Annotated in this window: 7 protein-coding genes, 1 pseudogene and 1 CRISPR repeat array; of the genes and pseudogenes, 4 read left to right on the plus strand and 4 right to left on the minus strand. The window is 71.8% G+C overall.

Annotated features, from left to right (window positions below; all coding sequences use genetic code 11):
- The 4 genes and pseudogenes from FNQ90_RS08835 to cas2e form a co-directional block, all read left to right on the plus strand.
- Positions 1 to 364, plus strand: a pseudogene (locus tag FNQ90_RS08835) (type I-E CRISPR-associated protein Cas5/CasD); the annotation flags it as partial.
- The gene (gene cas6e / locus FNQ90_RS08840) at positions 364 to 1,080 is read left to right on the plus strand and encodes a type I-E CRISPR-associated protein Cas6/Cse3/CasE (protein WP_143623574.1); all 717 of its coding nucleotides are present in this window, start codon (positions 364 to 366) and stop codon (positions 1,078 to 1,080) included. The pseudogene FNQ90_RS08835 and the gene cas6e, both read left to right, overlap by 1 nt.
- 3 nt (positions 1,081 to 1,083) lie before the next feature.
- Positions 1,084 to 2,031, plus strand: a complete 948-nt coding sequence (gene cas1e / locus FNQ90_RS08845; RefSeq protein WP_182605857.1) for a type I-E CRISPR-associated endonuclease Cas1e — start codon at positions 1,084 to 1,086, stop codon at positions 2,029 to 2,031.
- Complete coding sequence (cas2e, locus tag FNQ90_RS08850; RefSeq protein ID WP_182605858.1) at positions 2,028 to 2,390, plus strand: type I-E CRISPR-associated endoribonuclease Cas2e; 363 nt, start codon at positions 2,028 to 2,030, stop codon at positions 2,388 to 2,390. The genes cas1e and cas2e overlap by 4 nt, the downstream gene beginning before the upstream one ends.
- Before the next feature lie 116 nt (positions 2,391 to 2,506).
- Positions 2,507 to 4,854: direct repeats of the CRISPR family, unit length 29 nt; unit sequence GTGCTCCCCGCGCCTGCGGGGGTGGTCCC.
- 296 nt (positions 4,855 to 5,150) lie between these two features.
- Here cas2e and FNQ90_RS08855 read toward each other — a convergent pair.
- From FNQ90_RS08855 to FNQ90_RS08870, 4 genes are all read right to left on the minus strand, one after another.
- Entirely contained in the window at positions 5,151 to 5,474 is a 324-nt protein-coding gene (locus tag FNQ90_RS08855; protein WP_143616319.1) for a helix-turn-helix domain-containing protein, read from the minus strand.
- A complete protein-coding gene (locus tag FNQ90_RS08860; RefSeq protein WP_182605859.1) occupies positions 5,474 to 5,842 on the minus strand; it encodes a type II toxin-antitoxin system RelE/ParE family toxin in 369 nt (122 codons plus the stop codon). The genes FNQ90_RS08855 and FNQ90_RS08860 overlap by 1 nt, the downstream gene beginning before the upstream one ends.
- 116 nt (positions 5,843 to 5,958) lie before the next feature.
- Positions 5,959 to 6,171, minus strand: coding sequence for an integrase (locus FNQ90_RS08865; protein WP_407699329.1), 213 nt, complete (start codon positions 6,169 to 6,171; stop codon positions 5,959 to 5,961).
- Positions 6,172 to 6,175: 4 nt separating this feature from the next.
- Positions 6,176 to 6,578 (minus strand): flavoprotein (locus FNQ90_RS08870; RefSeq protein WP_182605860.1); only part of this gene is annotated, 403 nt, incomplete at its 5' end.

A 6,578-nucleotide genomic window follows, 5' to 3' on the forward strand; every position in this document is an offset into this window, starting at 1 on the left:
CTCCCGCCCCCTGGACATGGGAAAGCCGCTGGAGGGCGTCTCCCTGGAGGAGGCCCTGCGCGGAGCCGAGTGGCAGGCGTCCAAGTGGTACGTCGAGCAGCTCGCACGAACGGCGGGGTACGGGGGCGGCCCGGACGGCCCCGAGTCGCTGAACCTGCTGCTCGACTGCCCGCCGGACCAGACCCCGCACCTGTCCCTGCGGGACAAGCCCGTCAGCTTCGACCCGCGCCACCGGCAGTACGCCCTGCGGGGCGTCCTCACCGGACAAACCGACGCCCCTCCACGCCACGATCCGACCGCTGCCCTCCGTCCCGTCGATCCGCCCACCGGCAGCGCGACGGAGAGCCTCCCGAGGACTTCCTGATGTACCTGACGCGTTTCCGCATCAACACCGCCCGCACCGGGGCACGTCGGCTTCTCGGATCACCCCACTTCATGCACGGCGCCGTGAACATGGCCTTCCCCGAACTCCCACCCCGGGACGGCGAAGGACCCCGGGTGCTGTGGCGGGTGGACCACCACACGTCGGGGCGGGCCGACCTGTTCTTGGTCAGCCCCACCCGCCCCGACCTGACGCACCTCGTCGAACAGGCCGGCTGGCCCACAATCGAGGAACCGGGATGGACGACCTTCGCCTACGGCGAGTTCCTGGACGGACTCACGACGGGTGACACCTGGGCGTTCCGGCTCACGGCGAACCCCGTTCACCACACCCGTAAACCGGGGGAAACCCGCGAGGTCAAGACGAAGCGGACCGCACACCTGACCCCGGAGCACCAGGTGCGCTGGCTGCTGCAGCGCCAGGAGCGGGCCGGCTTCGAGGTCACCCGGAAACCGGCCGACCAACGACTGACCGAGCACGGGGACGAGCACGAGGTGATCGCGCACACCAAATCCCCCCTCCGGTTCCGCAAGCGGGGCGAGAACACCCCGCGACACGATGTCCGCTTCGTCGGCGTCACCTTCGACGGCCGCCTGCGCATCACCGACATCGACGCCTTCCGCCGCACCCTCACCCACGGACTGGGCAAGTCCAAGGCGTACGGGTGCGGCCTGATGACCCTCGCCCCGGTGCGGTGAGCGATGAGCACCGTCAGCCGCAGAAGCGCCTCATCACCCCGTGACCTCACCCGGATCGGCGATCGGGTCTCGTTCGTCTACCTGGAACGGTGCACCGTCCACCGCGAGGACAACGCGATCACCGCCACGGACGCCGACGGGGTGACCCACATACCGTCCGCCACCATCGGCACCCTCCTGCTGGGCCCCGGCACCCGGGTGACCCACCAGGCCATGTCCGTCCTCGGCGAGTGCGGCGCCGGAGTCGTATGGGTCGGCGAGCAGGGCGTGCGCTTCTACGCCGGCGGCCGGGCCCTGACCCGCTCCTCCGGGCTGGTCGAGGCGCAGGCCACGGCGTGGGCGAACCGCCGCACCCGCCTGGAGGTGGCGCGGGCCATGTACCGCCTGCGTTTCCCCGACGAGGACCCGGCCGGCTGCACCCGCCAGGAACTCCTCAGCAGGGAGGGCCGCCGCCTCAAGGAGTGCTACCGCCGGGAATCGGCCCGCACCGGCGTGCCCTGGCGTCGCCGCGAGTACAACCGCGACGACTTCTCCGCCGGGGACGCACCGAACCAGGGGGTGACGGCCGCCGCCCAGTGCATGTACGGCATCGCGCACGCCGTGGTCACCGCCCTGGGCTGCTCGCCGGGGCTGGGGTTCGTGCACTCCGGCCACGAGCGCTCCTTCGTCCTGGACGTGGCCGATCTCTACAAGACCGACGTGGCGATTCCCGCCGCCTTCGACGCGGCGGCGGAGGGCACCGAGGACGTGGCCACCCGCACCCGCAGGGCGCTGCGGGACCGCATCAACCAGACCGGTCTCCTCGACCGCTGCGTGAAGGACATCAGGAACCTGCTCGGTTACGACGGAGCCCGCGATACGGGGGACTCCCCGGACCGGGTGACCCTGCTGGGCGACGGGGACCTCCACGTCGAAAGCGGGCGCAACCACGGTGAGGAACCCATCTGGTGACCGTCATCATCCTCGCCAACTGCCCCAGCGGCCTGCGCGGGTTCCTCACCCGTTGGCTGCTGGAGATCTCCCCCGGAGTCTTCCTGGGCGCCCCCTCGGCCCGCGTACGGGACATCCTGTGGGCCGAGGTCCGCCAGTACTCGGGAAAGGGACGAGCCCTGCTCGCCTACCAGACCAACAACGAACAGGGCTTCACCTTCGAGAGCCACGACCACGCCTGGCACCCCATCGACCACGAGGGTCTGACCTTGATCCACCGCCCGAGTGCCGGACGGCCCACCGGGGAGACACGGGCCCCGAACCCCCCGCGCCAGGGCTGGAGCAAAGCGGCCAAACGACGGCGCTTCGGGAACCGGTAGGGTCGGGAAACCGGCTCAACCTTTCGAGCGAAAGACCAGGATTGCACCTTATGTCGGAATCTCTGCTAGTGAGTAAAAACAGGCTCCCGGCGGGATAAAGACGCAGGTCGGCTCCTGTGCTCCCCGCGCCTGCGGGGGTGGTCCCGAAGTGCTCTACGTGGTCGGGGTAGTACAGATGTGCTCCCCGCGCCTGCGGGGGTGGTCCCTTCCGGCCATCGTGCGTCCATGTGTGAGCAGTGTGCTCCCCGCGCCTGCGGGGGTGGTCCCCCAGGCGGTCAGGGCCGGGCCCGGACAGGCGGGTGCTCCCCGCGCCTGCGGGGGTGGTCCCCTCAAGGAGCCCCACCCGCTGTGGGCCGACCCGTGCTCCCCGCGCCTGCGGGGGTGGTCCCCCCACCCGCGAACGGTGATGAGCTGCTCACCCGTGCTCCCCGCGCCTGCGGGGGTGGTCCCTAGCCACAGCAGCTTCGCCCCGATCGGCAGCCGTGCTCCCCGCGCCTGCGGGGGTGGTCCCGCCGCAGACGATCCCGGCCTCGGTCAGCTCCGGTGCTCCCCGCGCCTGCGGGGGTGGTCCCCCCAACTCCTGCCGGAGTGCTGCCAGCACGTCGTGCTCCCCGCGCCTGCGGGGGTGGTCCCCCCGGCCGCGTCCGCGAGTGCGGCCGTGCTGAGTGCTCCCCGCGCCTGCGGGGGTGGTCCCGGCGGCAGCCTCCGTTTCGGCCGTGCGGCGCTGTGCTCCCCGCGCCTGCGGGGGTGGTCCCTTCGCGGCGGCCCGCTCCCGGGTCTTCCCCGTGTGCTCCCCGCGCCTGCGGGGGTGGTCCCAAGTGGAACGAAAAGAGCGCCATCGGACACGGGTGCTCCCCGCGCCTGCGGGGGTGGTCCCGGCGTATATCACCGTCGCAAAAGACATGAGTGGTGCTCCCCGCGCCTGCGGGGGTGGTCCCAGGTCGAGGATCACGCGGCCTCCTCGTAGTCGGTGCTCCCCGCGCCTGCGGGGGTGGTCCCCGAGGGCCGCTACCCGCAGCAGGTGCTCCCCCGTGCTCCCCGCGCCTGCGGGGGTGGTCCCGCCCGCACGATCTGCCGCAGGCGCCCCGTCTCGTGCTCCCCGCGCCTGCGGGGGTGGTCCCTACCGGCGGACGGGGGAGCTGTATCCGGGCCGGTGCTCCCCGCGCCTGCGGGGGTGGTCCCTCAACGCCATGCACGCCGAACTCGGCATCGGGGTGCTCCCCGCGCCTGCGGGGGTGGTCCCCGCGATCAGTACGCGGTCGTGATCCTGTCCGGGTGCTCCCCGCGCCTGCGGGGGTGGTCCCTACTGCGAGTCGGCGCGCGAGGCCCTGATGCGGTGCTCCCCGCGCCTGCGGGGGTGGTCCCGCGGGCCGGGAGTGGCGCGCGGCGAAGCGAGAGTGCTCCCCGCGCCTGCGGGGGTGGTCCCAACTGACGGGGGGATGAGCGATGACGGACGAGGTGCTCCCCGCGCCTGCGGGGGTGGTCCCTCCAGATCCCACGTGTGCGAGGAGAACTTCCCGTGCTCCCCGCGCCTGCGGGGGTGGTCCCGCGGTCACCCCAGATCTGAGACGTGATCAGCTGTGCTCCCCGCGCCTGCGGGGGTGGTCCCCGGCTGTCGGCGCATTCGGCGCGGCGGCGCCGGTGCTCCCCCGCGCCTGCGGGGGTGGTCCCCGGGCGCTCACCGCGACGCCGGAGCTGGAGCTGTGCTCCCCGCGCCTGCGGGGGTGGTCCCGCCTCCCGCGCCGTCCCGCCCCCGCTGCGGCGGTGCTCCCCGCGCCTGCGGGGGTGGTCCCGATCTCCACCCCGAACATCCCCTTCCTCGCGGGTGCTCCCCGCGCCTGCGGGGGTGGTCCCGGTGCCGCCGGATGCGATGAACTCCTGGAAGTGTGCTCCCCGCGCCTGCGGGGGTGGTCCCGGCGACCCGCCGCCGCCCGGTTGGAACCCCGCGTGCTCCCCGCGCCTGCGGGGGTGGTCCCGGCCGCGCCGCCTGCCACCTCCAATGGGGCCCGTGCTCCCCGCGCCTGCGGGGGTGGTCCCAAGCTCAACGTCTCCGACCGCGCCGAGCGCATGTGCTCCCCGCGCCTGCGGGGGTGGTCCCGCCGCCCCGGTTGACATGGTGGTGACCGGCAAGTGCTCCCCGCGCCTGCGGGGGTGGTCCCGGGCGCCAGGGCCCCGCTCCAGGGGCGCTCCAGTGCTCCCCGCGCCTGCGGGGGTGGTCCCAAACGATCGTTTGTTGACGGTTGGGCGGGACCGTGCTCCCCGCGCCTGCGGGGGTGGTCCCCGGTCGTGGCTGTTGTTCGGGGTCTCGTAGCTGTGCTCCCCGCGCCTGCGGGGGTGGACCCCGATGATCGCGGACCAGTGGGTGGTCAGCACGGTGCTCCCCGCGCCTGCGGGGGTGGTCCCGGTGGTCATGACCAGTACCGGGGGCCGTCGTCGTGCTCCCCGCGCCTGCGGGGGTGGTTTCGGATAGGCATGCGACATCGTCGCTCGCTCCGTGTGCCTGCGCCGGGCGCGGGGCCGATGAGTGACGGGCGTGCCCCATCCGTGCCCTTCGGAGCGGATAACACCGGTCAACAGCGGTGTTCACGGACCCGCTGGGACGGGTGGCGAGGAAGGCGTTTCCGCAGATCAGGGCGGCTTTCCGCGTGGAAGCGTCGGTGATTCCCAAGCTCAGAGCGCGAGTTCGATTCTCGTCGCCCGCTCCACGACGAACCCCCAGGTCACAGACCTGGGGGTTCGTCGTGGAGCGGTCTGTGGGATTCAGGCCGCGTGAGGGGTGAAGGTGACGCGGGAGTCGTCCGCGGTGAGGGCCACGTTCAGCGAGCCGTCCAGAGCCTTGGCCAGACGACGCAGCAGCGGAAGCGTCGGTACGGTGTCGCCTCCCTCGATGCGGGAGATCTGGGGCTGGGTCATCGCCGCACGCTCGGCCAGCTCGGTCTGGGACAGGCCGAGTTCGACACGCCGGTCGTGGACGGCCTGGCCGAGGTCGCCGGCAAGGCGGGCGTCAACATATTCCTGGTCGTATTCCACAGTCTCACCGAGGAGCTGCTTGGTACGACGCGTCTTCCACTGGCTGTGGTTCATCACGCCTCCTTGACGCGGTCGTAGAGGTGCTGTGCCGGGCCGTGTTCGGCCTCGCAGATTTTCTGGGCTTGATGGGCTCGCTCGACTTCGGCGGCTTCACGCATTCTGGTCTTGCGAAAGACGGTGAGCAGAACAATCCGCCGGTCCGGCGCGAGCCAGTAGGGGATGCGAACAGCGTCTCCGTCGAGCACCATCCGCAGTTCCCGCAGCTTGCCTCCCAGATGGCGGGAGTACGGCTCGCCGAGCGTTGTGGGCTCCGCCAGCAGACGATCGGCCTTGTCCTCGACGCGACGGTAGAGGCGGAGGGGGAGCAGCTCCAGCCAGTCCCGTACCTCGGGCTCGACCTCGATCACATACTCCTCATCCATGCACTGAACGATATATGCATCGAAATGCATAACACAAGTCGTTCGGAGCACGTGGACACCTCCACTCGACCGGCGACCGGAACGGCTCGGCGTTTGCCGGGAGAGCGCAGACCCCATCACCGCCCGCGTGCCCGTTGCGTGCCCGATAAGCGCTCACCACACGCCCGCAGAGCCGCCGCTTCGCGCTCGGCACGCACCTTGGCATCCAGCGCGTCGGCGATCTCCCGCTGACGCTCCCGGTTGGAGTGCCGGTGGATCAGCGCGGCCCGCTCGGTGGACTGGCCCGCGCGCACCATGGTGTCGCCGTAGGTTCCATGCCGTCGGGGCATCGGGTCAGGACAATGCCGCGAGGGCACGCTCCCAGGGGAAAGTCGCCGCGTCGCCGGTGCGCGGCGGGTGCGGCTCGTAGCCGTCGGGGCCGCCGAGAAGCACGCGGACACCCTGTTCGCGCAAGCAGGCCACCGCCCGGGGCACAGCCGGCTGGGCACCCAAAGCGGTGCTCCAAAACGGCATCGTGACCACCGGGACACCCAGGTGCACACCCTCCGCCGGCAGACCGAGGGACAGGGTGTCGGTGATACCGGCCGCCCAACGACACGCACTGGTCGTGGTCAACGGCGCGACAAGCATCGCGTCCGCCGGCGGAAGACCACCGGACTCCCCCGGCCGGGTGTAACGCCACCGCACCGGATGCCCCGTCAACTCCTCCAACTCCCCCAACCGACCCTCCCACCAC

It is taken from the genome of Streptomyces alkaliphilus (assembly GCF_014141535.1).
In the GTDB taxonomy this organism is placed as follows: domain Bacteria; phylum Actinomycetota; class Actinomycetes; order Streptomycetales; family Streptomycetaceae; genus Streptomyces; species Streptomyces alkaliphilus.